General features: G+C 71.9%; 27 protein-coding genes. 20 read left to right on the top strand and 7 right to left on the bottom strand.

Translation table 11 applies throughout. The features are described from left to right. Nucleotides 1–78: 78 nt before the first annotated feature. Genes hisD through FBY22_RS31375 form a run of 9 tightly spaced genes read left to right on the top strand, consistent with a single transcriptional unit; the run spans nt 79 to nt 6,334 of the window. The gene (gene hisD / locus FBY22_RS31410; protein ID WP_142151358.1) at nt 79–1,404 is read left to right on the top strand and encodes a histidinol dehydrogenase; all 1,326 of its coding nucleotides are present in this window, start codon (nt 79–81) and stop codon (nt 1,402–1,404) included. Continuing rightward, nucleotides 1,401–2,507, top strand: a complete 1,107-nt coding sequence (locus FBY22_RS31405) for a histidinol-phosphate transaminase (RefSeq protein ID WP_142151357.1) — start codon at nt 1,401–1,403, stop codon at nt 2,505–2,507. Before hisD ends, FBY22_RS31405 begins: the two co-directional genes overlap by 4 nt. After that, nucleotides 2,504–3,097, top strand: coding sequence for an imidazoleglycerol-phosphate dehydratase HisB (hisB, locus tag FBY22_RS31400; protein WP_030932889.1), 594 nt, complete (start codon nt 2,504–2,506; stop codon nt 3,095–3,097). The genes FBY22_RS31405 and hisB overlap by 4 nt, the downstream gene beginning before the upstream one ends. Continuing rightward, nucleotides 3,094–3,258, top strand: a complete 165-nt coding sequence (locus FBY22_RS44305; protein ID WP_174267304.1) for a hypothetical protein — start codon at nt 3,094–3,096, stop codon at nt 3,256–3,258. The genes hisB and FBY22_RS44305 overlap by 4 nt, the downstream gene beginning before the upstream one ends. Further along, the gene (gene hisH, locus FBY22_RS31395) at nt 3,255–3,896 is read left to right on the top strand and encodes an imidazole glycerol phosphate synthase subunit HisH (protein ID WP_142151356.1); all 642 of its coding nucleotides are present in this window, start codon (nt 3,255–3,257) and stop codon (nt 3,894–3,896) included. The genes FBY22_RS44305 and hisH overlap by 4 nt, the downstream gene beginning before the upstream one ends. After that, nucleotides 3,893–4,615 carry a bifunctional 1-(5-phosphoribosyl)-5-((5-phosphoribosylamino)methylideneamino)imidazole-4-carboxamide isomerase/phosphoribosylanthranilate isomerase PriA gene (gene priA, locus FBY22_RS31390; protein ID WP_142151355.1) on the top strand — a complete coding sequence of 241 codons (723 nt, stop codon included), beginning with the start codon at nt 3,893–3,895 and terminating at the stop codon, nt 4,613–4,615. Before hisH ends, priA begins: the two co-directional genes overlap by 4 nt. A 16-nt stretch (nt 4,616–4,631) precedes the next feature. Further along, complete coding sequence (locus FBY22_RS31385; protein ID WP_142151354.1) at nt 4,632–5,021, top strand: RidA family protein; 390 nt, start codon at nt 4,632–4,634, stop codon at nt 5,019–5,021. 33 nt (nt 5,022–5,054) lie between these two features. Then, nucleotides 5,055–5,810: an imidazole glycerol phosphate synthase subunit HisF gene (hisF, locus tag FBY22_RS31380; RefSeq protein WP_142151353.1), complete on the top strand. Its 756-nt coding sequence runs from the start codon at nt 5,055–5,057 to the stop codon at nt 5,808–5,810. A gap of 29 nt (nt 5,811–5,839) precedes the next feature. Continuing rightward, entirely contained in the window at nt 5,840–6,334 is a 495-nt protein-coding gene (locus FBY22_RS31375) for an MFS transporter (RefSeq protein WP_142151352.1), read from the top strand. Nucleotides 6,335–6,343: 9 nt separating this feature from the next. Here the strand turns inward: FBY22_RS31375 and FBY22_RS31370 are convergent, their stop codons facing one another. Beyond that, nucleotides 6,344–6,979, bottom strand: coding sequence for a TIGR03085 family metal-binding protein (locus FBY22_RS31370; RefSeq protein ID WP_142151351.1), 636 nt, complete (start codon nt 6,977–6,979; stop codon nt 6,344–6,346). Between the two features lie 82 nt (nt 6,980–7,061). Between FBY22_RS31370 and hisI the strand changes: the two genes are divergently transcribed. Both hisI and FBY22_RS31360 read left to right on the top strand, forming a co-directional pair. Beyond that, a complete protein-coding gene (gene hisI / locus FBY22_RS31365; RefSeq protein WP_142151350.1) occupies nt 7,062–7,454 on the top strand; it encodes a phosphoribosyl-AMP cyclohydrolase in 393 nt (130 codons plus the stop codon). A gap of 11 nt (nt 7,455–7,465) precedes the next feature. Beyond that, a complete protein-coding gene (locus tag FBY22_RS31360) occupies nt 7,466–8,944 on the top strand; it encodes an anthranilate synthase component I (protein ID WP_142151349.1) in 1,479 nt (492 codons plus the stop codon). Between the two features lie 6 nt (nt 8,945–8,950). On the opposite strand, the gene FBY22_RS31355 is transcribed toward FBY22_RS31360, so the two are convergent. Continuing rightward, nucleotides 8,951–10,192, bottom strand: a complete 1,242-nt coding sequence (locus FBY22_RS31355; RefSeq protein ID WP_174267303.1) for a S53 family peptidase — start codon at nt 10,190–10,192, stop codon at nt 8,951–8,953. A gap of 227 nt (nt 10,193–10,419) precedes the next feature. Here FBY22_RS31355 and FBY22_RS31350 point away from each other — a divergent pair, with 227 nt between their 5' ends. From FBY22_RS31350 to lgt, 9 genes are all read left to right on the top strand, one after another. Continuing rightward, on the top strand, nt 10,420–11,061 hold the full coding sequence (locus FBY22_RS31350) for a TIGR02234 family membrane protein (RefSeq protein WP_142151347.1): 642 nt from the start codon (nt 10,420–10,422) through the stop codon (nt 11,059–11,061). 149 nt (nt 11,062–11,210) lie between these two features. Beyond that, nucleotides 11,211–11,468, top strand: coding sequence for an HGxxPAAW family protein (locus FBY22_RS31345; protein ID WP_142151346.1), 258 nt, complete (start codon nt 11,211–11,213; stop codon nt 11,466–11,468). Between the two features lie 91 nt (nt 11,469–11,559). After that, nucleotides 11,560–12,006, top strand: coding sequence for a DUF2752 domain-containing protein (locus FBY22_RS31340; RefSeq protein WP_142151345.1), 447 nt, complete (start codon nt 11,560–11,562; stop codon nt 12,004–12,006). A 144-nt stretch (nt 12,007–12,150) separates the two neighbouring features. Then, nucleotides 12,151–12,960 (top strand): indole-3-glycerol phosphate synthase TrpC, encoded by an 810-nt coding sequence (trpC, locus tag FBY22_RS31335; RefSeq protein ID WP_142151344.1) that lies wholly within the window; start codon nt 12,151–12,153, stop codon nt 12,958–12,960. Between the two features lie 21 nt (nt 12,961–12,981). Beyond that, nucleotides 12,982–13,248 carry a tryptophan biosynthesis modulator TrpM gene (gene trpM / locus FBY22_RS46075; RefSeq protein WP_399212151.1) on the top strand — a complete coding sequence of 89 codons (267 nt, stop codon included), beginning with the start codon at nt 12,982–12,984 and terminating at the stop codon, nt 13,246–13,248. Between the two features lie 9 nt (nt 13,249–13,257). Further along, nucleotides 13,258–14,541 carry a tryptophan synthase subunit beta gene (gene trpB, locus FBY22_RS31325; RefSeq protein ID WP_142151343.1) on the top strand — a complete coding sequence of 428 codons (1,284 nt, stop codon included), beginning with the start codon at nt 13,258–13,260 and terminating at the stop codon, nt 14,539–14,541. After that, complete coding sequence (gene trpA / locus FBY22_RS31320; protein WP_142151342.1) at nt 14,538–15,356, top strand: tryptophan synthase subunit alpha; 819 nt, start codon at nt 14,538–14,540, stop codon at nt 15,354–15,356. Before trpB ends, trpA begins: the two co-directional genes overlap by 4 nt. A gap of 98 nt (nt 15,357–15,454) precedes the next feature. Next, a complete protein-coding gene (locus tag FBY22_RS31315; RefSeq protein WP_142151341.1) occupies nt 15,455–16,231 on the top strand; it encodes a thioredoxin domain-containing protein in 777 nt (258 codons plus the stop codon). Between the two features lie 93 nt (nt 16,232–16,324). Then, complete coding sequence (lgt, locus tag FBY22_RS31310) at nt 16,325–17,290, top strand: prolipoprotein diacylglyceryl transferase (RefSeq protein WP_142151340.1); 966 nt, start codon at nt 16,325–16,327, stop codon at nt 17,288–17,290. A 114-nt stretch (nt 17,291–17,404) separates the two neighbouring features. Here lgt and FBY22_RS31305 read toward each other — a convergent pair whose 3' ends face one another. Genes FBY22_RS31305 through FBY22_RS31285 form a run of 5 tightly spaced genes read right to left on the bottom strand, consistent with a single transcriptional unit; the run spans nt 17,405 to nt 22,851 of the window. Next, on the bottom strand, nt 17,405–18,244 hold the full coding sequence (locus FBY22_RS31305; RefSeq protein WP_142151339.1) for a CoA ester lyase: 840 nt from the start codon (nt 18,242–18,244) through the stop codon (nt 17,405–17,407). Then, entirely contained in the window at nt 18,241–19,449 is a 1,209-nt protein-coding gene (locus FBY22_RS31300; RefSeq protein ID WP_142151338.1) for a CaiB/BaiF CoA-transferase family protein, read from the bottom strand. Before FBY22_RS31300 ends, FBY22_RS31305 begins: the two co-directional genes overlap by 4 nt. Next, nucleotides 19,446–20,339: a ribokinase gene (gene rbsK, locus FBY22_RS31295; protein WP_142151337.1), complete on the bottom strand. Its 894-nt coding sequence runs from the start codon at nt 20,337–20,339 to the stop codon at nt 19,446–19,448. The genes FBY22_RS31300 and rbsK overlap by 4 nt, the downstream gene beginning before the upstream one ends. Then, complete coding sequence (locus tag FBY22_RS31290; protein ID WP_142151336.1) at nt 20,336–21,697, bottom strand: ADP-ribosylglycohydrolase family protein; 1,362 nt, start codon at nt 21,695–21,697, stop codon at nt 20,336–20,338. Before FBY22_RS31290 ends, rbsK begins: the two co-directional genes overlap by 4 nt. Next, the gene (locus FBY22_RS31285; RefSeq protein ID WP_142151335.1) at nt 21,685–22,851 is read right to left on the bottom strand and encodes an ADP-ribosylglycohydrolase family protein; all 1,167 of its coding nucleotides are present in this window, start codon (nt 22,849–22,851) and stop codon (nt 21,685–21,687) included. The genes FBY22_RS31290 and FBY22_RS31285 overlap by 13 nt, the downstream gene beginning before the upstream one ends. Nucleotides 22,852–22,857: the final 6 nt, after the last annotated feature.

Below are 22,857 nucleotides of genomic sequence, written 5' to 3'. Positions count from 1 at the left end.
CGGGACGATGCGGTGGTTCTGTATCAGCCATTGATACGCGCGGACGACGGCTGACCCGGGTCTGAGAGAATTGACCCCGTGATCTCCCGAATCGATCTGCGCGGCGACGCCCTTCCCGAAGGCCCCGCCCTGCGCGACCTGCTGCCCCGAGCCGACTTCGACGTCTCGGCCGCCCTGGAGAAGGTGCGTCCGATCTGCGAGGCCGTGCATCATCGGGGCGACGCGGCGCTGATCGACTTCGCCGAGAAGTTCGACGGCGTCCGGCTCGAGCAGGTGCGGGTGCCCGCCGAGGCCCTGGCGAAGGCCCTCGACGAACTCGACCCGGCAGTGCGCGCGGCCCTGGAGGAGTCCATCCGGCGTGCCCGCCTAGTCCACCGCGAGCAGCGCCGCACGTCCCACACGATCCAGGTCGTGCCCGGCGGCTCCGTGACCGAGAAGTGGGTGCCGGTCGAGCGCGTCGGCCTGTACGCGCCGGGCGGCCGGTCGGTCTACCCGTCCTCCGTGATCATGAACGCCGTCCCGGCCCAGGAGGCCGGCGTCGAGTCGATCGCCCTCGCCTCCCCGGCGCAGGCCGAGTTCGGTGGCCTGCCGCACCCGACGATCCTCGCCGCCTGCGCGCTGCTCGGCGTCGACGAGGTGTACGCGGCCGGCGGCGCCACCGCGGTCGCGATGTTCGCGCACGGCACCGAGTCCTGCCCGCCCGCCAACATGGTCACCGGCCCCGGCAACATCTGGGTCGCCGCCGCCAAGCGCTACTTCACCGGCCGGATCGGCATCGACGCCGAGGCCGGCCCGACCGAGATCGCGATCCTCGCCGACGACACGGCCGACCCGGTGCACGTCGCCTCCGACCTGATCAGCCAGGCCGAGCACGACCCGCTCGCCGCCGCCGTCCTCGTCACCGACTCCCTCGCGCTCGCGGACGCCGTCGAGAAGGAGCTCGAGCCCCAGGTCGCCGCCACCAAGCACATCGAGGACCGCATCCGCCCGGCGCTCGCCGGCCGGCAGTCCGCGATCGTGCTCGTCGACGGGATCGACGAGGGCCTGCGGGTGGTCGACGCCTACGGCGCCGAGCACCTGGAGATCCAGACGGCCGACGCCACCGCGGTGGCCGACCGGGTGAAGAACGCGGGCGCGATCTTCATCGGCCCCTGGGCCCCGGTCTCGCTCGGCGACTACGCGGCCGGCTCCAACCACGTGCTGCCGACCGGCGGTTGCGCCTGCCACTCCTCCGGCCTGTCCGTGCAGTCCTTCCTGCGCGGCATCCACATCGTCGACTACACCGAGGACGCGCTGGCCGAGGTCGCGCACCACGCGGTCACGCTGGCGGAGGCGGAGGACCTCCCGGCGCACGGCGCGGCGATCAAGGCCCGGTTCGGATGGAAGGTTCCCCAGAGCAAGTGACCGGCATCGACGATCTCCCCGTACGGGACGAGCTGCGCGGCAAGTCCCCCTACGGCGCGCCCCAGTTGGACGTCCCCGTACGGCTGAACACCAACGAGAACCCCTATCCGCTGCCCGAGCCGCTGGTCGAGCGCATCGCCGAGCGCGTCCGGGAGGCCGCCCGGAACCTCAACCGCTACCCGGACCGGGACGCCGTCGAGCTGCGCACACAGCTCGCCAAGTACCTGACGGACACCTCCGGCCACGACGTCGGCCTCGCCAACGTGTGGGCGGCGAACGGCTCCAACGAGGTCATCCAGCAGTTGCTGCAGACCTTCGGCGGACCGGGCCGCACGGCGATCGGCTTCGAGCCGTCGTACTCGATGCACGCGCTCATCGCGCGCGGCACCGGCACGGGCTGGATCTCCGGTCCGCGCAACGAGGACTTCACCATCGACCTCGCGGCGGCCGAGAAGGCCATCGCCGAGCACCGGCCGGACGTCGTCTTCGTCACCACCCCCAACAACCCCACCGGCAACGCGGTCCCGCCCGAGACGGTCCTCGCCCTGTACGAGGCGGCGCAGGCGGCCAAGCCGTCCATGGTGATCGTCGACGAGGCGTACATCGAGTTCAGCCACGGCCGCTCTCTGCTGCCGCTCATCGAGGGCCGGCCGAACCTGGTCGTGTCCCGGACGATGTCGAAGGCCTTCGGCGCGGCGGGCCTGCGCCTCGGCTACCTCGCCGCGCACCCGGCGGTCGTGGACGCCGTCCAGCTCGTACGGCTGCCCTACCACCTGTCCGCGGTCACCCAGGCGACCGCCCTGGCCGCCCTGGAGCACACCGACACGCTGCTGAAGTACGTCGAGCAGCTGAAGGCGGAGCGGGACCGGCTGGTCGACGAGCTGCGCGCGGCCGGCTACGACGTCGTGGAGTCCGACGCCAACTTCGTGCAGTTCGGGCGGTTCGAGGACTCCCACACCGCCTGGCAGCGGATCCTCGACCGGGGTGTGCTGGTCCGCGACAACGGCATCCCGGGGTGGCTGCGGGTGTCCGCGGGAACCCCGCAGGAGAACGACGCGTTCCTCGACGCGGTCCGTGCAATGAAGAAGGAGCAGAGTTCATGAGCCGCGTTGGACGCGTGGAGCGAGTCACCAAGGAAACCTCGGTGCTCGTCGAGATCGACCTCGACGGGTCCGGCAAGGTCGACGTGTCGACGGGCGTCGGCTTCTACGACCACATGCTCGACCAGCTCGGCCGGCACGGTCTGTTCGACCTCACCGTGAAGACCGAGGGCGACCTGCACATCGACTCCCACCACACCATCGAGGACACCGCCCTCGCGCTCGGCGCCGCCTTCAAGCAGGCGCTCGGCGACAAGGTGGGCATCTACCGCTTCGGCAACTGCACGGTCCCGCTGGACGAGTCCCTCGCCCAGGTCACCGTCGACCTCTCCGGCCGCCCCTACCTCGTGCACACCGAGCCCGAGAACATGGCGCCGATGATCGGCGAGTACGACACCACCATGACCCGGCACATCCTGGAGTCCTTCGTGGCCCAGGCCCAGATCGCGCTGCACGTGCACGTGCCGTACGGTCGCAACGCGCACCACATCGTGGAGTGCCAGTTCAAGGCGCTCGCACGGGCCCTGCGATACGCCTCCGAGCGCGACCCGCGCGCGGCCGGCATCCTCCCCTCCACGAAGGGCGCGCTGTGAACGGCCTGTCGACCCTCCTGATCGTCGTCGGCCTCTTCCTGGTCGGCGGCATCATCTCCTTCGTCAAGCAGGGCATGCCCAGGCAGCTCGTCGTGCTGCTGTCGATCGGCGCCGCGATGTGCCTGGTCGCGGGGGTCATGAGGCTGGAGGTGTGGAATTGAGCGCATCCAGGAAGGTCGTGGTCTTCGACTACGGCTTCGGTAACGTCCGCTCCGCCGAGCGCGCCCTCGCGCGCGCGGGAGCCGACGTCGAGATCACGCGTGACTTCGACCGGGCCATGAACGCCGACGGTCTGCTGGTGCCCGGCGTCGGCGCCTTCGCCGCCTGCATGAAGGGCCTCAAGGAGGCCCGCGGTGACTGGATCATCGACCGGCGGCTGTCCGGCGGGCGCCCGGTGATGGGCATCTGCGTCGGCATGCAGATCCTCTTCGCGCGCGGCATCGAGCACGGCGTGGAGACCGAGGGCCTCGACGAGTGGCCCGGCTCCGTCGAGCCGCTGCAGGCCGAGATCGTGCCGCACATGGGCTGGAACACCGTCGAGACGCCGGCGGACTCCGAGCTGTTCGCCGGCCTGGACGCGGACGCCCGCTTCTACTTCGTGCACTCCTACGCCGTCCACGACTGGGCGCTTCAGACGCACAACCCGACCATGCACGCCCCCAAGGTGACCTGGTCGACGCACGGCAAGCCTTTCGTGGCCGCCGTCGAGAACGGCGCCCTGTGGGCCACCCAGTTCCACCCCGAGAAGTCCGGCGACGCCGGAGCCCAGCTCCTCACCAACTGGATCGGAACACTGTGAGCAAGCTCGAACTCCTCCCCGCCGTCGACGTGCGCGACGGCCAGGCCGTCCGCCTGGTGCACGGCGAGTCCGGCACGGAGACCTCGTACGGCTCCCCGCTGGAGGCCGCCCTCGCCTGGCAGAGCTCGGGCGCCGAGTGGCTGCACCTGGTCGACCTGGACGCCGCGTTCGGCACGGGCGACAACCGGGCGCTGATCGCCGAGGTGACCGGGGCCATGGACATCAAGGTGGAGCTGTCCGGCGGCATCCGCGACGACGACACCCTCGCCGCCGCCCTCGCCACCGGCTGCACCCGGGTCAACCTCGGCACGGCCGCCCTGGAGACCCCGGAGTGGGTCGCCAGGGTCATCGCCGAGCACGGCGACAAGATCGCGGTGGGCCTGGACGTCCGCGGTACGACCCTGCGCGGCCGCGGCTGGACCCGCGACGGCGGCGACCTCTACGAGACGCTGGAGCGCCTCAACAAGGAGGGCTGCGCGCGGTACGTGGTGACGGACATCGCCAAGGACGGCACGCTGCAGGGCCCGAACCTGGAGCTGCTGAGGAACGTCTGCGCCGCCACCGACCGCCCGGTCGTGGCGTCCGGCGGCGTGTCGTCGCTCGACGACCTGCGCGCCATCGCCGAACTGGTGCCCCTCGGTGTCGAGGGCTCCATCGTCGGGAAGGCCCTGTACGCGAAGGCGTTCACCCTGGAAGAGGCCTTGGAGGCCACGTCTTGAGATCGGACACAGTGTCATGAGCGATGCCGTACGGCGCGTGCAGAGCGAAAGTCCCTGGGAGGAGTCCTTCGGTTTCGCCCGTGCCGTGGCGGCCGGCGACCGGGTGCTGGTGGCGGGCACGACGTCCTTCAAGGGCGACGTGCTGTACGGGGAGGGCGACCCGTACGAGCAGGCCAAGGTGGCCTTCACCAGCGCGATCGAGGCGATCGGCGAGTTCGGGCTCGACGTCGAGTCCGTGATCCGCACCAGGATGTACCTCACCCACGCGCGGGATGTGGAAGCGGCCGGCCGCGCCCACAAGGAGTTCTTCGACGCGGTGCGGCCGGTGTCCACCCTGTTGGTCGTGGAGGGCTTCGTCGACCCGCGCATCCTGGTCGAAGTGGAACTGGAAGCCTTCCGGGGCTAGAACAGCTGGTTGTTTTTAAGGAGCCGTGGATTCATGACCCTGGCGGTCCGAGTCATCCCCTGCCTGGACGTGGACAACGGCCGGGTCGTCAAGGGTGTCAACTTCCAGAACCTGCGTGACGCGGGCGACCCGGTCGAGATGGCCAAGGTGTACGACGCCGAGGGCGCCGACGAGCTGACGTTCCTGGACATCACCGCGTCGTCCGGCAACCGCGAGACCACGTACGACGTGGTGCGCCGCACGGCCGAGCAGGTCTTCATCCCGCTGACCGTGGGCGGCGGCGTGCGCACCGCCGAGGACGTGGACAGGCTGCTGCGCGCCGGTGCCGACAAGGTGGGCGTCAACACGGCCGCGATCGCCCGTCCCGACCTCATCCGTGAGATCGCCGAGCGGTTCGGCCGGCAGGTGCTGGTGCTCTCCGTCGACGCGCGCCGCACCCCGGAGGGCACTTTCGAGGTCACCACCCACGGCGGCCGGCGCGGCACCGGCATCGACGCCGTCGAGTGGGCGCACCGGGCGGCCGAGCTGGGCGCCGGCGAGATCCTGCTGAACTCGATGGACGCGGACGGCACCAAGGACGGCTACGACCTGGAGATGATCGCCGCGGTCCGCAAGCACGTCACGGTCCCGCTGATCGCCTCGGGCGGCGCCGGCAGGCTGTCCGACTTCCCGCCGGCCATCGCGGCGGGCGCGGACGCGGTCCTGGCCGCGTCGGTGTTCCACTTCGGGGATCTGCGGATCGGAGAGGTGAAGCAGACACTGAAGGCCGCGGGCCACCCCGTGCGCTGAGGCTCAGCGACCTGGGCTTCGTCGGTCCCATGAACCTCGGCCTCACCCTGCTCGCCCAGGACCGCGGCTGGGGCTCCTCCGGCATGGGCTGGGTGCCGGCCGGCTTCGGCACCGGGACCGCCTCGCTGCTGCTCACCTGGCGCGGCCGGGTGCCCCGGGCCGGCCTCGTCGCCGCGGTCACGAACCTCCTGAGCGCCGTGGCCATCGGTTCGCTCGCCCAGACTTCGACCGTCGCCGCGGCGACCTTCGTGGCCGTGTGCGTCGGGCTGCTCGCCGGCCTGGCGGGAGCCGTTACCGGGGCGCTCATACAAAGCGCGGCGGGCCCGGCCTACGTCGGCCGGGTCACCGCCGCCTCCACGCTCGTCGGCTTCGGCGTCGCGCCGCTCACCTTCCCGGTGGTCGGCTGGGCGGCCGACCTGTGCGGCATCGGGCCCGTCTTCGCTGTGTGCGCCGCGGTCAGCGCCCTGGGTGGAGTCGTCGCCCTGTGCTCGGGCTCCCTGCGCCGGGCCGAGCTGCCCCGGTGAGCCGTCGGCTCAGATGCCCAGCTGTTTGGCCTCGTGCAGCTTGCTGATGGCGTCCTTGTCGCCGTCCAGCTCCACCGTGGCGGTGCTCTGCCGCCCCATGGAGAACAGCAGCAGCTCCGACGGCTCCCCGGTCGCCGTCACCACGGGCGTGCCGCGGTGGGCGACCACCGTCTGCCCGTCGGGCCGGCGCAGCACCAGCCCCGTGGGGATGTTGCGGCCGATCAACCGGGCGGTCCGCTCCAGCCGCGACCACAGGGCGTCCTGGAAGACCTGGTCGAGTTCCCGCGGCGTCCAGTCCGGCCGGGCCCGGCGGACGTCCTCGGTGTGGACGTAGAACTCGACCGTGTTCGACATCTCGTCGACCTGCTTGAGCTGGAACGGCGAGAAGCGCGGCGGCCCGGTGCGGATGAGTTGGATCAGCTCCTCGTACGGCTTGGCCGCGAACTCCGCCATCACCCGCTCCAGGCGGGGCGCGAGCTGCTTGATCAGGATGCCGCCGGCGGCATCGGGGCGGCGCTCGCGCACCACCACGTGCGCGGCGAGTTCACGGGTCCGCCAGCCCTCGCACAGGGTGGGGGCGTCCGGGCCCTCCGCCTCCAACAGGTCGGCCAGAAGAAGTCGTTCACGCTTGGCGAATGTCGACATGCAGCCAGCCTACGACCGGACGACGGGTCCGCGTAGTGGACACGGCACGGTCACTGTCAGTTGCGCACGGCACAATGGCCCCATGACCAGTACGCCCCCGCCCGGCCCTCTCGACCCGGCGCTCGCCGCCCGCCTGAAGCGCAGCCCCGACGGGCTCGTCCCCGCCATCGCCCAGCAGTACGACACCGGTGAGGTGCTGATGCTCGGCTGGATGGACGACGAGGCGCTGCACCGCACCCTCACCACCGGCCGCTGCACCTACTGGTCGCGCAGCCGCCAGGAGTACTGGGTGAAGGGCGACACCTCGGGGCACTTCCAGTGGGTCAAGTCGGTCGCCCTGGACTGCGACGCCGACACCGTGCTGGTCAAGGTCGACCAGGTCGGCGCCGCCTGCCACACCGGCGCACGCACCTGCTTCGACGCGGACGTACTCCTGAAGGACGCCGACTCCGGTGTCCCCGGCCCGGCTCAGTAAGGTCATCCGCCATGGACCTCGAGACCTTCCGCAAGCTCGCCACCGACCGCCGTGTCATCCCGGTCACGCGCAAGCTCCTCGCCGACGGCGACACCCCGGTCGCGCTCTACCGCAAGCTCGCCGCCGAGCGGCCCGGCACCTTCCTGCTGGAGTCCGCGGAGAACGGCCGCTCCTGGTCCCGCTACTCCTTCGTCGGCGTGCGTTCCGCGGCCACCCTGACGGCCCGTGACGGCGAGGCCCACTGGCTCGGCACCCCGCCCGTCGGCGTCCCCGTCGACGGCGACCCGCTCGCCGCCCTGCGCGCCACCATCGAGGCGCTGCACACCCCGCACCAGGAGGACCTGCCGCCCTTCACCGGCGGCATGGTCGGCTACCTCGGCTACGACATCGTGCGCCGCCTGGAGAAGATCGGCCCCGGCGAGCGGGACGACCTGAAGCTGCCCGAGCTGACCATGCTGCTCACCAGCGACCTCGCCGTGATGGACCACTGGGAGGGTTCGGTCCTGCTGATCGCCAACGCGATCAACCACAACGACCTCGACACGGGCGTGGACGAGGCCCACGCGGACGCGATGGCCCGCCTCGACGCCATGGAGGCCGACCTCTCGCGTCCGGTCGCCCAGCCCCCGGCCCACCTCCCGCCCTCGGAGCTGCCCGCGTACACGGCGCTGTGGGGCGGCCCCGACTTCCAGCGGGCGGTCGAGGACGTCAAGGAGCGCATCCGCGCCGGCGAGGCCTTCCAGGTCGTCCCCTCGCAGCGCTTCGAAACGCCGTGCACGGCGAGCGCGCTGGACGTCTACCGGGTCCTGAGGGCGACCAACCCCTCCCCGTACATGTACCTGCTCCGCTCCGACGGCTTCGACGTCGTCGGTTCGTCCCCCGAGGCACTGGTCAAGGTCGAGGACGGACGCGCCATGGTCCACCCGATCGCCGGCACCCGGCACCGCGGGGCCACCCCGCAGGAGGACCAGGCCCTCGCCGACGAGCTGCTCGCCGACCCCAAGGAGCGCGCCGAGCACCTGATGCTGGTCGACCTCGGCCGCAACGACCTGGGGCGGGTCTGCGAGCCGGGCTCCGTCGAGGTCGTGGACTTCATGTCCGTCGAGCGGTACTCGCACGTAATGCACATCGTCTCGACCGTCACCGGCAAGGTCGCCGCGGGCCGCACCGCCTTCGACGTCCTGACGGCGTGCTTCCCGGCGGGCACCCTCTCCGGCGCGCCCAAGCCGCGCGCGATGCAGATCATCGACGAACTGGAGCCGTCCCGGCGCGGGTTGTACGGCGGCTGCGTCGGCTACCTGGACTTCGCGGGCGACTCCGACACCGCCATCGCCATCCGTACGGCCCTGCTGCGGGACGGCACCGCGTATGTGCAGGCCGGAGCCGGCATCGTGGCCGACTCCGACCCGGTCGCGGAGGACCAGGAGTGCCGCAACAAGGCGGCCGCGGTCCTCCGCGCGGTGCACACCGCGAACAGGCTGAATCCCTAGGGCGGTTCAGCCGGTGAAGGCGGCGGTCCCGTTCGGCACGCCGAGGCCGGACGGCCCGTCGTAGCCGGTGGTGCCGGTGCACAGGTAGGTGCCGCCGCAGCTGCCGTTGGAGCCGCTGGTCACGTCGTACAGCGCCGAGGTGTGCGCGTAGGGGAACGACGCGGGGTAGGAGCCGGCGGACGGGGCGCCCGCCAGCGCGTAGGTCGCCGCGATCAGCGGGGCCGAGGCGCTGGTGCCGCCGAAGACCATCCAGCCGGTGGCCTGCCGGTAGCTGTCGTACACCGCGACGCCGGTGTTCGGGTCGGCGACCGCGGAGACGTCGGCGACGGTCCGCTTGGCGCAGCCGCCGTCGGTCTGCCAGGTCGGCTTGGCGTCGTAGCCGGAGCAGCCGGAGCCGGCCCCGCTCCACACCGTGTCCGTCCAGCCGCGGGAGTTCGACGCGGTCTTCAGGGAGGTGCCGCCCACCGCCGTCACGTACTTGGAGGCGGCCGGGTACTCGACGCCGTAGCCGTTGTCGCCGGAGGAGACGGTGATGGCGACGCCCGGGTGGTTGAAGTAGCTGGAGTCGTACGTCGAGTCGCTGGCGGACTCGGAGCCGCCGTAGCTGTTGGAGACGAACTTGGCGCCGAGCCGGACCGCGGTGTTCACGGCCGTGCCGAGGTTGGCCATGGACGCCGAACTGGCCTCCACCAGCAGGATCTTGCAGTTGGGGCAGGCCGCGCTGACCATGTCGAGGTCGAGGGACTCCTCCTCGGCCCAGCCGGAGTCGCCGCGCGGATAGCTCGTGCCGCCGTTCTGGTCGACCTTCTTGAAGCAGCCGTTGGCCGTGGTGCAGGCCGAAAGCCCGTACTGCGAGCGGTAGGTGGCGAGGTCCGCCTCGGCGTTCGGGTCGTCGTAGGCGTCGACGATCGCCACGGTCTGGCCCGAACCGCCGCTTGCCGACGGCAGGTTGTACGCCGCCTGCAGCGACGCGGGGCCGTAGCCGGAGGGCGCCGCGGCCGCGGTCAGGTCGCTCTCCGCGTGGGCGGACTTCGGGGTGCCCGCGGTGACCTTCAGGGCATTGCAGGCCATCATGTTCTTCTGGCTGGGAGTCGCGCACGCGTGGGCGACGGTGACGCCGTGGGACGCCGGTGTCGCGGCCAGGCCGGCGGGGGCGGCCAGGGCGAGCGCGGTCGTGGACAGGGTGGCCACAACCATTGCGGAAACGGTTCTGCGCAACGTACTTCCTCCGAGAGGCTGGTGAACCATGGGGAGACATGCGGGTGCGCCGATCGGCCCGGAGGCGGGTTTGCCCGCGGACCGCCGTGAACCTAAATGTGGCTGGAACACGTCAACAAGAAGATCGTTGAAGCCGTGACCTTCCTTTGCCTTACCTGGGCGTGCCGTGTGATCCGCCTGAGGTGTGCATGGCGGAACCATGGCCTGGCCATGGGTTGACAGCCCCGGGTGACGCGTTCGGCCGGAGGCAGGCGATAGTGGAGTACGTGACTGCCGTACCGCACCCCCGTTCCCAAGCCGCAGGACCCGCTCGGGCCGGCCGCGTCTCCCTCGCCGTGGCCCTGTCGGCCGGCGCGCTCGGCGCGGCCGTGGCCCTGCTGGCCACCCGGCAGCGCTGGGCGGAGGGCACCGCGACCGTGGCCGGCGCCCCCTTCTCGCTGACCGCCAAGGGCAGCGACGTCACGGGCGTCCCCGCGGCCCTCGCCATAGTGGGCCTCGCCGCGCTCGTCGCCGTCTTCGCCGTCCGCGGCGCCGGCCGCACCCTGGTCGCCGCCCTGCTCGCGCTCTGCGGCGCGGGCACCGTCGCCGCCGCGCTGCTGGGCGTCTCCGACAGCTCCGCCCTCGACGACAAGGCCGCACGGGCCGCGGGCGACACCTCGGCGACCGTGCACGCCCTCGGTCACACCGCCTGGCCCTACGTGGCGGCCGCCGGCGGCGCGCTGATCCTGCTGGCCGGGCTGCTGGCGCTGCGCTACGGGCGGTATTGGCCGGCGATGTCCGGCCGCTACGAGCGGGGCGGCGCGCCCCGCCCGCGCCGGACGGCCGCGGGCGTCGACCCCGACCGGCCCGAGGAGCTGTGGAAGGCACTGGACCGCGGCGAGGACCCCACGGGGGCGTAGCGTTCGGCGGAAGCGGTGCCCCGCCGGACAGGCCGCGCCGCCGTCGGCGGACGCGCTGGGGCCACCCCCGAGGAGCGCACGTGTGCGCGTGCGGGACAATGTGGTCGAGCATCCGGCTCAGACACGTAAACAGCAACGAGGAGCAAGTCATGGCGGGCAGCAGCCACGGTCACACCCCGGCCGCCTGGACCGGTGTCATCATCGCCTTCATCGGTTTCTGCGTTTCGGGTGCCTTCATGGTGATGGCTCAGCCCGTGGGCTTCTGGGCCGGCATGGCGCTCGTGGTGATCGGCGGCATCGTCGGCTGGGTCATGAGTGCCATGGGCCTCGGCCAGCCCAAGGACACGCACGAGAAGTTCCAGGAGGCGCTGGCCGACAATCAGGCCACCGCGGCCGCCAAGGGCTGACGCGCGCACGGGTCCGCGCACCGGACCGGCATAGGGGCGATCCGCATCCGGATCGCCCCTCACGCGTGCGTGGCGGCCTTCCAGGGGGAGAATGCGAGACGTGAACGCCGAGACCCAGACCGTGACACCGACCAGCACCGGCTCCGCGGCCGCGCGCCTCGCCGTGCCCGCCGGCATCATGGCGGCCGTCGCCGGGGCCTTCGCGTACGTGGGCGCCGTCAACCCGAATGAGCCCGGCCACTACCCCGTCTGCCCCCTCTACCGCGTCACCGGCCTCTACTGCCCGGGCTGCGGCGGCCTGCGCAGCGCCCACGCCTTCGTCCACGGGGACTTCGTGGCGGCGCTGCACGACAACGCCCTGGCCACCGTCGGCTATCCGCTCTTCGCGGTGCTGTGGACCGTATGGGTGGTGCGCGCCGCGCGCGGGCGCCCCGCGCGGCTGACTCTCGGCCCGGCGCACATGTGGGCGCTGGGGGCGTTGCTGCTGGTCTTCAGCATTGTCCGGAACCTGCCGTCGGGTGGCTGGCTGCGCCCTTGATCGACCTGCGGACGTCCGGATAGAGGGACGGGCGTCAACCGGATGCGAGGCCTTCGCCCTCCTGCGGATACCATCGCAGTGACCACCGGCTTTCCGCCGGGTCGAAAGCTTTAACTGTCAACCGTCTGGAAGGGGGCCGCTCGCGTGAGTGTGCTCGACGAGATCATCGACGGAGTCCGTGCCGACCTCGCGGAACGGCAGGCGCGCGTCAGCCTCGACGAGCTCAAGGAGCGCGCGGCGAAGGCACCCGCGGCCAAGGACGGGGTGGCCGCCCTGCGGGGCGACGGCGTCAAGGTGATCTGCGAGGTCAAGCGCTCCAGCCCGTCCAAGGGCGCGCTGGCCGCCATCGCCGACCCGGCCGGCCTCGCGGCGGACTACGAGGCGGGCGGCGCGGCCGTCATCTCCGTCCTCACCGAACAGCGCCGCTTCGGCGGCTCGCTGGCCGACCTGGAGGCCGTCCGCGCGCGTGTGGACATCCCGGTCCTGCGCAAGGACTTCATCGTCACCTCGTACCAGCTGTGGGAGGCCCGCGCGTACGGCGCCGACCTCGCGCTGCTGATCGTCGCGGCCCTCGAACAGCCCGCCCTGGAGTCCCTCATCGAGCGCGCCGTCTCCATCGGTCTCACCCCGATCGTCGAGGTGCACGACGAGGACGAGGTCGAGCGGGCGGTGGACGCGGGCGCCAAGATCATCGGTGTCAACGCGCGCAACCTCAAGACCCTGGAGGTGGACCGCACCACCTTCGAGCGCGTCGCCCCCGAGATCCCCGACCACCTCGTCAAGGTCGCCGAGTCCGGCGTCCGCGGACCCCACGACCTCATCGCCTACGCCAACGCCGGAGCCGACGCCGTCCTGGTCGGCGAGTCCCTGGTCACCGGCAAGGACCCGAAGACCGCGGTGTCGGACCTGGTGGCGGCGGGCGAGCACCCGGCTCTGCGGCACGGGCGCAGTTGATCTTTCGGTAGGCTGATTCCGATGACTCTCACTGCGACGACCCTGGACCGGTACGCCCGCCTCGCGCGCGGCTGCCGCCCCCGGGGCTGCCGTGCGCCCGCCCGCAGGGTGCACGGCCGTCGAGTGCGATACGTCATCGGAGACGAACCCGGCCAGGTGAACGGCCGTCGATGGCAGCGCGCCCTTCAGGGGCGCGGGGAACTGCGCGATCAGCCACTGACGGCCCGCAGAACACACACAACCCTTCGCCCCACGGCGCTCAGTGTCATCAACACGCACTCACCGTGAGGTATCCACATGCCCAGCGAGTTCTTCATCCCAGACCCGGAGGGTCAAGTCCCCACCGCCGAAGGCTACTTCGGCGCGTTCGGCGGCAAGTTCATCCCGGAGGCCCTCGTCGCCGCCGTCGACGAGGTGGCCGTCGAGTACGACAAGGCCAAGCACGACCCCGAGTTCGCCCGCGAACTCGACGACCTGCTGGTCAACTACACCGGCCGCCCCAGCTCCCTCACCGAGGTGCCGAGGTTCGCCGAACACGCCGGTGGTGCCCGGATCTTCCTCAAGCGGGAGGACCTCAACCACACCGGCTCCCACAAGATCAACAACGTCCTCGGCCAGGCCCTGCTCACCAAGCGCATGGGCAAGACCCGGGTCATCGCCGAGACCGGCGCCGGCCAGCACGGCGTGGCCACCGCCACCGCGTGCGCCCTCTTCGGCCTCGACTGCACCATCTACATGGGCGAGATCGACACCCGGCGCCAGGCCCTGAACGTGGCCCGCATGCGCATGCTGGGCGCCGAGGTCATCGCCGTGAAGTCGGGCTCGCGCACCCTCAAGGACGCCATCAACGAGGCGTTCCGCGACTGGGTCGCCAACGTCGACCGCACCCACTACCTCTTCGGTACGGTCGCAGGCCCGCACCCCTTCCCGGCCATGGTCCGCGACTTCCACCGGGTCATCGGCGTGGAGGCCCGACGCCAGCTCCTGGAGCGCGCCGGCCGCCTCCCCGACGCAGCCATCGCCTGCGTCGGCGGCGGCTCCAACGCCATCGGCCTCTTCCACGCCTTCATCCCGGACGAGGGCGTCCGCCTCATCGGCTGCGAGCCGGCCGGCCACGGCGTCGAGACCGGCGAGCACGCGGCCACCCTCACCGCGGGCGAGCCCGGCATCCTGCACGGCTCCCGGTCCTACGTCCTGCAGGACGAGGAGGGCCAGATCACCGAGCCGTACTCGATCTCGGCCGGCCTGGACTACCCCGGCATCGGCCCGGAGCACTCGTACCTCAAGGACAGCGGTCGCGGTGAGTACCGCGCGGTCACCGACGACGCCGCGATGCAGGCCCTGCGCCTGCTGTCGCGCACCGAGGGCATCATCCCGGCGATCGAGAGCGCGCACGCCCTCGCGGGCGCCCTGGAGGTCGGCAGGGAGCTGGGCGAGGACGGCCTGATCGTCGTCAACCTGTCCGGCCGCGGCGACAAGGACATGGACACCGCCGCGCGCTACTTCGGCCTGTACGACACCGACGCCGAGGTTGCGGCCAACGCCGCCGACACCGCCGAGATCGAGGGGGACGCCAAGTGAGCGGGAACATTCAGCTGCTGTCCGACACCCTCGCGGCCGCCAAGGCCGAGGGACGCGCGGCGCTCATCGCCTACCTCCCGGCCGGCTTTCCGACCGTGGACGGCGGCATCGAGGCGATCAAGGCCGCCCTCGACGGCGGGGCGGACGTGGTCGAGGTCGGCCTGCCGCACAGCGACCCCGTCCTCGACGGTCCCGTCATCCAGACCGCCGACGACATCGCCCTGCGCGGCGGCGTCAAGATCGCGCACGTCATGCGCACGGTCAGGGAAGCCCACCGGGCCACCGGCAAGCCGATCCTGGTCATGACGTACTGGAACCCCATCGACCGTTACGGTGTCGAGCGCTTCACCGCCGAACTCGCGGAAGCGGGCGGCGCCGGGTGCATCCTGCCCGACCTGCCCGTCCAGGAGTCGGCGCTGTGGAGGGAGCACGCCGAGAAGCACGGGCTCGCCACGGTCTTCGTGGTCGCGCCCAGCAGCAAGGACGCGCGGCTCGCCGAGATCACCGCCGCCGGCAGCGGCTTCGTGTACGCCGCCTCGCTCATGGGCGTCACCGGAACCCGCGAGTCCGTGGGCGCGCAGGCCCACGACCTGGTCGAGCGCACCCGCGCCACCGGCAGCGGCCTGCCCGTCTGCGTCGGGCTCGGCGTCTCCAACGCCGAGCAGGCCGCCGAGGTGGCCGGCTTCGCCGACGGCGTGATCGTCGGGTCCGCCTTCGTGAAGCGGATGCTCGACGCGCCGGACGATGCGGCGGGTCTGGAGGCCGTCCGCGAACTCGCGGGCGAGCTGGCGAAGGGCGTGCGCCGACAGGCGTGATCCGTCCGGAACAGAACACAAGGGATCATTCGGTCACTCGAACGGGTGGACCTGGGACCGGGGAGGCGCGCTGCGCCTCCCCGGTTCGTTCCTGGGGTGTGAGCGAGAAGAACAAAGAGGGAAAGCGCACCGCCCGGGAGCGGCTGGCGGCCGAGCGTGAGAAGCAGAAGGCCGCCGAGAAGCGGCGGCGGGCCCTGATCGTCGGCGTGAGCGTGGTCGGCGTGCTCGGGCTGGCGGCGGTGATCGGCGTGATCGCCGCGAACGCCGGGAAGGACAAGGGCTCCAAGGCCTCCGGCCCGGCCACGGCGCCGTCCGGGGCACAGGGCAAGGACGGTCTCGCGATCCCCGTCGGCAAGGACGGCGCCAAGTCCACGCTCACCGTCTGGGAGGACTTCCGCTGCCCGGCCTGCAAGGCCTTCGAGACGACGTACCGCCCCACGCTCCACGAACTGGCGGACTCCGGCCGACTGAGGATCGAGTACCACCTGGTCAGGCTGATCGACGGCAACCTCGGAGGCACCGGCTCCCTGCGCGCGGGCAACGCCGCCGCCTGCGCCCAGGACGCGGGGAAGTTCCGCGACTACCACGACGTGCTCTACGGCAACCAGCCCGAGGAGACCAACGACGCCTTCGGCGGCAACGCCAAGCTGATCGAGCTGGCCGGCAAGGTGGGCGGGCTCGACACGGCGGCCTTCCGTGCCTGCGTCGACAAGGGCACGCACGACGGCTGGGTGGACAAGTCGAACGCGGCCTTCAAGTCGAGCGGCTTCACCGGCACCCCGACCGTGCTGCTGAACGGCAAGAACATCTACCAGGACCAGTCGATGACCCCGGCGAAGCTGAAGCAGTTGGTGCAGCAGGCCGACAAGGGGTAAGGCGCGGCGGGCGCATTCACACCCGCCCGTTATGGACCCGTAGCCGGGCTGCCTGCCGTGGGCCCGGTCCGGCACGGTAGCGTCGACCCTGCCATGGAAGAACTTGCCTACATTCCGAGCCCGTCACGCGGGGTGCTGTATCTCGGCCCCATTCCGCTGCGCGGCTATGCCTTCTGCATCATCATCGGCGTCTTCGTCGCGGTCTGGCTCGGCAACAAGCGCTGGATCGCCCGCGGCGGGCGGGCCGGAACGGTGGCCGACATCGCTGTCTGGGCGGTGCCCTTCGGCCTCGTCGGCGGCCGGCTCTACCACGTGATCACGGACTACGAGCTGTACTTCAGCCAGGGCCGTGACTGGGTGGACGCCTTCAAGGTGTGGCAGGGCGGCCTCGGCATCTGGGGCGCGATCGCCCTCGGTGCGCTGGGTGCCTGGATCGGCTGCCGCCGCCGGGGCATCCCGATGCCCGCGTACGCCGACGCGGTCGCACCCGGCATCGCCCTCGCGCAGGCCTTCGGCCGCTGGGGCAACTGGTTCAACCAGGAGCTGTACGGCAAGGAGACGCACGTTCCCTGGGCGCTGCACATCACGTCCTCGACGGACGGCCGGGTGCCCGGGTACTACCACCCCACCTTCCTCTACGAGTCCCTGTGGTGCATCGGCGTCGCGGTGCTGGTCATCTGGGCCGACAAGCGCTTCAACATGGGACACGGGCGGGCGTTCGCGCTGTACGTCGCGGCGTACTGCGTGGGGCGCGCGTGGATCGAGTACATGCGGGTCGACGACGCGCACCACATCCTCGGGCTGCGGCTGAACGACTGGACAGCGGGGATCGTGTTCCTGCTGGCGGTGACGTACATCGTCCTCTCGGCGAAGAAGCGGCCGGGCCGGGAAGCGGTGGTCGAGCCGGGTGCGACCGACGGTGCGTCCGATGCCTCCGGCGGTGAGGAAGCCTCCGGCGGTGAGGCCGACGTCGAGGTGAAGGACGAGGCGTCCGACGGTGACAAGGACGAGGTAAAGGACGAGGTCAAGGACGACGCCGAGTCGGCCAAGAAGGGCTGACCTGATTGTTCGACGGCGGGTCCACGGCGGGTTTGGTACCTCCCCCACTGCCTTGAGGGCGTGGGGGACCCCCAGACCCGCCGTCGTCGTTCTCGCCGTTGCGGCGGGAACAAGTCAGCGGCGGTTCGTCAGGGACAGGGTGCGTTGGGCCGCCGCCACCACCGCCGCGTCGATGAAGCGGCCGTCCGGCAGGGCCTGGGCGCCCTTCTCGCGGCTTGCCGCCTTCACGATCGTCTCCGCCTCCTCGATCTCCCGCTCGGTGGGGAGGTAGGCGCGTTCGATGATCGGGAGCTGGCGGGGGTGGATGGCGGCGCGGCCGAGGAAGCCGAGGGTGCGGCCGTGGGTGCAGGAGGCGGCCAGGCCCTCCAGGTCACGGATGTCGGGGTGGACCGACTGGGGCGGCGGGGGCAGCCGCGCCGCCCTCGCCGCGACGATCACCCGGGACCGGGACCAGTCGAGACCCGCGTCCCCGCGTACGCCCAGGTCGGCGCGGAGATCCGACTCGCCGAGGGAGATGCCGCGCAGGGACGGGTGGGAGGCGGCGATGGCGTAGGCGTGCTCCACGCCCAGGGCCGTCTCCAGCAGGGCGTACAGGGCGAGGGCCGCCCCGGAGACCGAGGCGCGGGCGGTGGCCGCGGCGATGCGGGTCACCTGGAGCGGGGACGTCACCTTGGGCAGTCGTACACCGGCCAGGCCCGGGAGCGGCGCGATCGCCTCCAGGTCCCGGGCCGCCAGGGGCCCGTCCAGGGCGTTCACGCGGACGTGGACCGGGACGGGCTGGCGGCAGGACAGCAGGTCGGCCGTCGCCTCCCGGGCGTAGGCCTTGCGGTCCGGGGCGACCGCGTCCTCCAGGTCGACGATGACGACGTCGGCGCCGCAGACCAGCGCCTTGGCGACCACGCGGGGGCGGTCGCCGGGCACGTACAGCCAGGTGAGCGGGGTCGGTGACGTCATACGGCGCCCTCCTCGCGCAGGGCCGTCAACTCGGCCGTCGTCAGGCCCAGTTCGGTGAGGACCTCCGTCGTGTCAGCGCCGTGCGCGCGGCCCGCCCAGCGGATCGCGCCGGGTGTGTCGGAGAGCCGGAAGAGGACGTTCTGCATGCGCAGCGGGCCCAGGTCGGGGTCGTCGAGGGTGGTGACGGTGTCGAGGGCCTGGTATTGCGGGTCGGTCAGCACGTCCCGTACGTCCTGGATGGGGGCGACCGCCGCCTCCGCCTTCTCGAAGGCGGCCAGCACCTCGGTGCGGGTGCAGGCGGCGATCCAGCTGCCGACCGCCTCGTCGAGGACGTCGGCGTGTGCGGCGCGGTCGGCGCCCGTCGCGAACCAGGGCTCGTCGATCAGGTCGGGCCTGCCCACCAGACGCATCAGCCGTTCCGCGATCGACTGGGCCGAGGTGGAGACGGCGACCCAGGTGCCGTCGGCCGTGCGGTAGGCGTTGCGCGGGGCGTTGTTGGCGGAGCGGTTGCCGGTGCGCCGCTGGACGTAGCCGAGCTGGTCGTACCAGGTCGGCTGGGGGCCGAGGACGGTGAGGATCGGTTCGATGATCGCCATGTCGACGACCTGGCCCTCACCGGTACGGTCGCGGGCGGCGAGGGCCGTCATGACGGCGTACGCCGTCGCCAGGCCGGTGATGGAGTCGGCGAGGCCGAAGGGCGGCAGCGTCGGCGGGGCGTCGGGCTCGCCGGTGATCGCGGCGAAGCCGCTCATCGCCTCGGCGAGGGTGCCGAAGCCGGGACGGTGGGCGTAGGGGCCGAACTGGCCGAATGCGGTGACGCGGGTGAGGACCAGACGGGGGTTGGCGGCGGAGAGCTCCGGCCAGCCGAGGTCCCATTTCTCCAGGGTGCCGGGGCGGAAGTTCTCGATCATCACGTCTGCCTCGGCCGCGAGCCGCAGCAGGGTGGCCCGGCCGCCCTTCTTGGACAGGTCGAGGGTGATCGTGCGCTTGTTGCGGCCGAGGATCTTCCACCACAGGCCGATGCCGTCCTTCGACGGGCCGTGCCCTCGTGAGGGGTCGGGCTTTTTGGGGTGCTCGACCTTGATCACCTCCGCGCCGAAGTCGCCGAGCATGGTGGCGGCGAGGGGACCGGCGAAGAGGGTGGCGAGGTCGAGGACGCGCAGACCGGTGAGCGGGGCGGTGCGGGGGGCGGGGGTCGTGGTCATGACGTGTACTGGGCCTCGATCTCTGAGCGGTACGGCATCGACGCGGAGGCGCCCGGGCGCTGGACGGAGAGTGCCGCCGCGGCGGCGGCCCACCTCAGGGCCTCGCGGATCGGCCGCTCCTCGCCGAGGGCCGTGGCGAGAGCGCCGACGAAGGTGTCGCCCGCGCCCGTGGAGTCCACGGCGGTCACCTGCGGCGCGGGAACGGCGAGGGGTTGGGCGCCGCGCGCGACGTACAGGCTGCCCGCAGCGCCGAGCGTGACGACCACTGCCGGGACGCTGTCCAGCAGGGCGATGGCCGCCTCGACGGCGTCGGTACGGCCGGTGAGGGTGATCGCCTCGTACTCGTTGGGCACCAACAGGTCCGTGGCGGCGAGGAGTTCGGCCGGCAGGGGCTGGGCGGGGGCGGGGGTCAGGACGGTGCGGACGCCGTGGGCGCGGGCGGCCCGCGCGCCCGCGACGACCGCCGGCATCGGGACCTCCAGTTGGAGGAGCAGGGTGTCGGCGGAGGCGATCAGGGCCTCGTCGCCGGGGGCGAGGTGGTCGACGGTGCCGTTCGCGCCGGGAATCACGACGATCGCGTTGCCGCCCTCGTCGTCGACGACGATGTGGGCGGTGCCGGAGGGGCCCTCGATGGTGCGCAGCAGATCGGTGTCGACACCCGAGCCTTCGAGGGTGGCGCGCAGCCGGGGGCCGTACACGTCGGTGCCGACCGCGCCGATCATCGAGACGGTGGCGCCCGCGTGGGCCGCGGCGATCGCCTGGTTGGCGCCCTTGCCGCCGGGGACCGTGCGGAACTCCCGTCCCGTCACGGTCTCTCCGCGCTGCGGCGGCTTCTCGACGTAGGTGACGAGGTCCATGTTCGTGCTGCCCAGCACGACGATGTGGGTCATGGGCGGGATGCCTCCCGGTGGGTGAGGTGGGCCAGGGTGTCGAAGCCGATGCCGTTGAAGTCGCCGACGGAGGTGGCGAGCCGGTTCTTGAGGGGGGCCGTCCAGTGGTGGGAAAGTGCGGTGGGGGTGCCGGCGAGGAGGGCGGCGATGCCGCCGGCGGTGGCGCCGTTGCTGTCCGTGTCCCAGCCTCCGCCGACCGCGCGTGAGACGGTGCCGGTGAAGTCGCCGTCGGCGTGGGTGAGGGCGGCGGCGATCAGGGCGGTGTTGGGGACGGCGTGGACCCAGTGGTGGGTGTCGCCGTAGGTGGCGTGGAGTTCGTCCACGACGGTGTCGAAGTCGGTGTGTTCGTGGGCGAGTCGGACGGCGTGGCGGATCGCCTCGGACAGCCGTGAGCGGGGTGGGATCACGGTGAGGCCGGTGCGCAGACAGGTGTGGACGTCGAGGGTGCCGGTCGCCGCGCACGCGATGGTGGCCGCCGTGAACATCGCGGCGTAGACGCCGTTGGCGGTATGGGTGAGGGTGGCGTCGGTGTGCGCCTGTTCCGCCGCGGCGGCCGGGTCGCCGGGGTTGGTCCAGCCGTGGACATCGGCGCGGATGAGGGCGCCGATCCACTCCCGGAAGGGGTTGCGGTGGCGGGCGGTGTGCGGGGGTTCGATGCCGCCCAGGAGGTTGCGGTAGGCGATGCGCTCGGCCGTGAAGGTGCGGCCCGCCGGAAGCTCGTCGAGCCAGAGTCGCGCCACGTCGTCGAGGGTGAAGCGGCGGCCGTGGCGTTGCAGCAACAGAAGGTTGAGAAGGGGGTAGTTGAGGTCGTCGTCCTCCGGCATGCCGTCGATGTTCTCGGCGAGTGAGGTGGGGGCGGAGCGGCGGTTCCAGGGATGGGCGCGCAGGAGGTCCTCGGGGACGCCCTTGGCCGTGAAGTAGGTGCCCAGCGGCCAGTTGCCGGTGGACCGGGCCAGGCTGCGGATGGCTTCGAGGGGGAGTTTCTCCACGGGCTTGCCCAGGAGACAGCCGACCGCCCGGCCGAGCCAGGCGGCTTCGAACCCCGTCGCTGTCGGGGTCAGGTCGCTCACCGGTGCCGGCCAGTCCGGGCACAGGGCCCTGATCCCCGCCAGATCCGTCGGCTCGGCTTCCGCCAACCGGTCCGGGAGATCGGCGAGTTCGTCCAGCAGGTCCTCCGCGAGTTGTCTCAGGTAGCGCGAGGGCCGGTCGGCCGAGGCGCCCGCCGCGGCCGGGGCGTCCGGACCACCCGCCGCCCTCCAGCGCGCCGCGATGGCCGCGGGCTCCCGGCCGTCCAGTCGTGCCTGGCGGAGTTCGTGACCGAGCAGGTCCTCCGGCTGGACCCAGGTCAGTCGGAGCATCTCAGGCCCCCGACCTCGGTGAAGGCCGACTCGTGGGCCCTGCGGCGGCGCACGTCCCGTTCGAAGATCTCCCGGGTGACGTCGGTCAGGGCCGCGGCCGGCTCCCACAGGTCCAGCCGGCTCGCCTCCGCCACCGTCTTCGACCAGGCCTCCGGGACCGGGGACCCGAGGGCGCCGGCCAGCGCGCCCGCCATCGTCGCGATGGAGTCGCAGTCACGGCCGTAGTTGACGGCGCCGAGGACCGCGTGGTGGTGGTCGCCGCCGGACATGACCAACATGCCCAGTGCGACAGGGAGTTCCTCGATGGCGTGGAGGCGGGAGGGGCGGCGCGCGCCGAGGGAGGGGCGGCGGTAGTCGGGGCCCACGGTGTCGTACGGGGTGACCGCCTCGCGGAGGGGGACCAGGGCGGACTCGAAGTCGTTGTACCGGGACGCCACTTCGCAGACCTGCTCGATCGCCGCGCGGGTGCCGTCCTTCGCCAGGGAGAGCGCCGCGGCGACGATCGAGTCCGGGCTCGCGTCCGGGGCGCAGGCGGCCGCCACCGCCGCCGCGAAGACACCCGCCGCCTCTCGGCCGTACGACGACTGGTGGGCGCCCGTGATGTCGATCGCCTCGGCGTAGGCGCCCTGCGGGTTGGCCGCGTTGACCAGGCCGACGGGAGCCATGTACATCGCCGCGCCGCAGTTGACGATGTTGCCGACGCCGGCCTCGCGCGGGTCCGCGTGGGCGTAGTGGAGGCGGGTGACCAGCCACTTCTCGGCGAGGAAGAGGCGGTGCAGGGGGAGGGCCTCCTGCTCGAGTTCCGGAATCCAGCGGGGGTTCGTCATCAGGTCCGGGACCAGGTGGTCGGCGACCGCGTACGCGTCCAGGTGATCGCGGACGGTCGCGTAGACCCGTACCAGGGCGTGGGTCATCAAGGTGTCGTCGGTGACGTGACCGTCGCCCTTGTGGTACGGCGCGAGGGGGCGGGCCGTGCGCCAGGCGTCCCCGTTCCAGGGACCGACGACGCCGTGCACGCGGCCGCCGTGGCGTTCGAGGATCTGGGCGGGGGAGTAGCCCTCGACCGGGCCGCCCAACGCGTCGCCGACCGCGGCGCCCACGAGGGCTCCGGTGATGCGGTCCTCTAGATTCGTTTCTGGGTGTTTGGGCGTCATGCCCCG

This window comes from Streptomyces sp. SLBN-31 (assembly GCF_006715395.1).
Taxonomy (GTDB): domain Bacteria; phylum Actinomycetota; class Actinomycetes; order Streptomycetales; family Streptomycetaceae; genus Streptomyces.
The sequence above is the reverse complement of the archived record's forward strand: the minus strand, read 5'-3'. Positions and strand labels throughout refer to the sequence as shown.